At 73.6% G+C, this 2,049-nt stretch carries 1 protein-coding gene and 1 pseudogene; one reads left to right on the top strand and one right to left on the bottom strand.

Annotated elements, in window-relative coordinates:
- Positions 1-1,535, bottom strand: a pseudogene (locus FV230_RS27690) (hypothetical protein); the annotation flags it as partial.
- A 272-nt stretch (positions 1,536-1,807) separates the two neighbouring features.
- On the opposite strand from FV230_RS27690, the gene FV230_RS27685 reads away from it, so the two are divergent.
- On the top strand, positions 1,808-2,049 hold a 242-nt coding region (locus FV230_RS27685), incomplete at its 3' end, for an Hpt domain-containing protein (RefSeq protein ID WP_187275654.1).

Genomic DNA, 2,049 nt, shown 5'->3' with positions numbered 1-2,049 from the left:
AGCCCGGCCTGGGCGTCGCGGCCGCGCGCCTCGATCGACGCGGCGACGCCGTCGCCGGCGGTCTCGATCTCGGTGCGGAGCGCGGCGCCGCGGCCGGCGATGTCGTCGGACAGGGCGGTGCCGGTGGCCGCGAAGTGCGCGCGCAGGGCGTCGCCGGTCTCGGCGAAGCGGGCGGTGATCTCGCCGCCGGTCTGGGTGAAGCGCTCGGCGAGCGCATCGCCGCGGCTGAGGAACGTGGTCTCCAGGCTTCCCGCCGAGCGCTCGAAGCTCTCGCGCACCGTCGCGCCCTGGCGGTCGAGGGCGTCGATCACGCCGGCACCGGTCTCGGCGAGCGAGCGTGCGACCTGGCTGGCGTTCTCGGCCAGCCGCTCGGTCAGCGCGCCGCCGGTGCTCTCGAACACCCGGGTCACGTCGGCCGCGCGGGTCTCGAACGACCGCGTCAGCGTCTCGCCGACCTCGGCGATCGAGCCGCGCACGCCTTCGCTGGTGGCGGCGAGCCGCGCGATCAGCTCGTCGCCGCGTCCCGACATCACGCCGACGACGCGGTCGCCGGCCTCGCCCAGCGACGTCGTGATGGCATCGCCGCGCGCGTCGAGAGCGCCGGTGACGCGCTCGCCGGCGCCGGTCATCGCCGTGACGATGCGCTCGGCCGCGCCCTCCAGCTCCTGCGTCAGGCTCTGGTGCGAGCCGGTGATCGCGCCACGCACGCGCTCGGCGTTGGCGACGATGGACTCGCGCTGCGCCACGAGCTCGTCGACGAGGGAGCGGATGCGGATCTCGTTGTCGGAATAGGCGCGTTCCAGGGTCGCGATCTCGCCGCGGACCAGGGTTTCCAGCTCGCCGGCCCGGGCCAGGGCCCGCTCGACGCCGTCGCCGACCGCCGCGACCTCGCGGCGGACGGTCTGCGACATCGTCAGCACCGCGTCGGTGGAGAAGCTCTCGGGCTCGGCCAGGCGGATCGCGACCTCTCCGACGGCGCGCGCCACGAGGCGCATCTCCTGGGCCCGCACAGCCAGCATGCCGGTGATCAGGAACAGCACCACCGGCCCGACTAGCGCGGCGGCGCCGACCGTGGCCTGCAGCGCGGTGAGGCCGGTCAGAAATCCCTTCAGGTCGCCGCCGGACTGATTCCAGGCCAGCAGCGCGAGCCCGTTGACCCAGAGGAACGCCGCCAGCGCGGCCAGGATGTAGGGAGTCCGCGCCGGGCGCACGCGCAGCGTCTGCTGCAGGATTCCGATGTTGCGCCGGTCGTCGTTGGCCACCAGCGAGCGGTCGGGCGGAAGCAGGCCGCCTTCGCGATGCGCGCGCTCCCGGCCGGGCGGCGGCACGTCGGAGGCGAGCGGCGGATCGAGGTCGAGGCGCGGCGGGCTCAGGCGCCCGCCCTGCTCCTGCAGCGGGTCGCCGTCGCCGACATCGGGCAGGCGCGGCTCGGTCCGGGTCTCGGCCTCGGGCGTCAGGACCTCGAGGTTCAGCGCCTGCTCGATCGCAGAGAGCGCCGCCTCGGCCGGGTCCTTCAGCTTCTTTTCGGTGGCCATGCAACGCCTCGTTACGCGATCTCGCGACCGCCGGCGAGAGCCGGTGGCGGAGACACAACTACCCGTTTACCAAGTCAATTTAGACCCCGCCGGTCCCCCCGGATACCCGATCGGGGACCCCGCTTCGGAATTCCTTAACGGAATGGTTACCAAGGCGGAGCGGACCTGGCGGACAGGCCGCCAACCCATGATGCAGCAAGGATGATCCGGTGGCGACCGCTTTGCGGCGCGCCCTGTGGACAGCCGGGATGCAGATCCGAGGAAGCCCGACCGTGGACGCCATCGACCGTGCGCATCTCGACGCGCAGACGTTCGGAGACGCGGATCTGGCCGCCGAGCTCCTCGGCCTGTTCGCGGAGCAGTGCCTGCGGATCCTGCCGCGCCTGTCCGATGCGGCGCTGCCGGGGCAGGACCGTGCCGATCTCGCCCACACCCTGAAGGGCTCCGCCGCCTCGGTCGGCGCCGGGCGCGTGCGCGATCTCGCCGCCGCCGCCGAGTCGGCGCTGCGCGGGGG

It is taken from the genome of Methylobacterium sp. WL6, assembly GCF_008040095.1.
Classification (GTDB): Bacteria; Pseudomonadota; Alphaproteobacteria; order Rhizobiales; family Beijerinckiaceae; genus Methylobacterium.
This window is presented reverse-complemented; position numbering and strand designations above follow the sequence as displayed.